Consider the following 896-nt stretch of genomic DNA (forward strand, 5'->3'; position numbering starts at 1 on the left):
CCACTGTACCGGCACCAGGCCAAGATAAGCGGCCAGTTGTTCGGCAGTGTCGAACGTTTTAGCGGCAAACAGCGCCGTCAGGTTGCTCGATACTCGTCCACCCACGCCAGGAATCGTCTCCAGTAATTCGCGGTTGTTACGCAAATCGGGATCGCTGTCGATATGGCCTTTGATCATCTGTTCCAGCCGCTTGAGTTCAGCCTGCAGGAACGCGATCGATTGCAGAATCGACTCCTTGACCTGTTCCGGTGAGATGCCGAAATCGACTGCCTCCTGACGGTTTTTCTCGCGCTGCAGATCATCGGCAACGGCATCGCGCCGGGCCAGCAGCGCCTTAAGCCGACGTGCGGATTTCGATGGCGCCTGCCAGGCTTGAGGTTTCAGCATGTGGCCATAGCGCGCCAACACGGTGCTATCAGCTTTATCGGTCTTGTTCTTAACGCCCAGTCCTTGGGCAAACTGACGCAGTTGAGCTGGATTGACCAGCGACAGTTTCAAGCCAGCGTCGGTCAGCGCCAGCGCGGCCGGCTCGTGATAGACACCGGTCGGCTCCATGATCACGTGCGCCTCAGGCGCCTTATTTTCGGCCAGCCATTTGATCAGTTCTTCGATGCCAGCCTTCGTATTCGATAACGATTTGGACTTCAACTTGTCGTTCGTACTGTTGAGCAGCATGCAGTCCAGTTTTTTCTTCGAAACGTCTACGCCAAGATAAAACATTACTCTTCCTCGTGTTATTGATTTCCCTAATCCACTCCACACTCGCCTTGTACATGCAGGGTCAGCGCCCTCGGATACCGTCCAGTGTTCAGCAATGGGGTGGGAGAGGTGAAGGGCTTAATCTACACTCGAAGGTCGATGCCTTAAGGGTGGGCACAAGCTGGTCTTCACCTCAG

The 896-nt window shown here is 55.1% G+C and carries 1 protein-coding gene; it reads right to left on the bottom strand.

Going from position 1 to position 896, the window contains the following annotated elements:
- Positions 1–720, bottom strand: a 720-nt coding sequence (locus U9J41_RS29235) for a transposase (protein WP_322405703.1), incomplete at its 3' end; no start/stop codon positions are given.
- Positions 721–896 lie beyond the last annotated feature (176 nt).

Source organism: Massilia luteola (genome assembly GCF_034420155.1).
In the GTDB taxonomy this organism is placed as follows: Bacteria; Pseudomonadota; Gammaproteobacteria; order Burkholderiales; family Burkholderiaceae_D; genus Telluria; species Telluria luteola.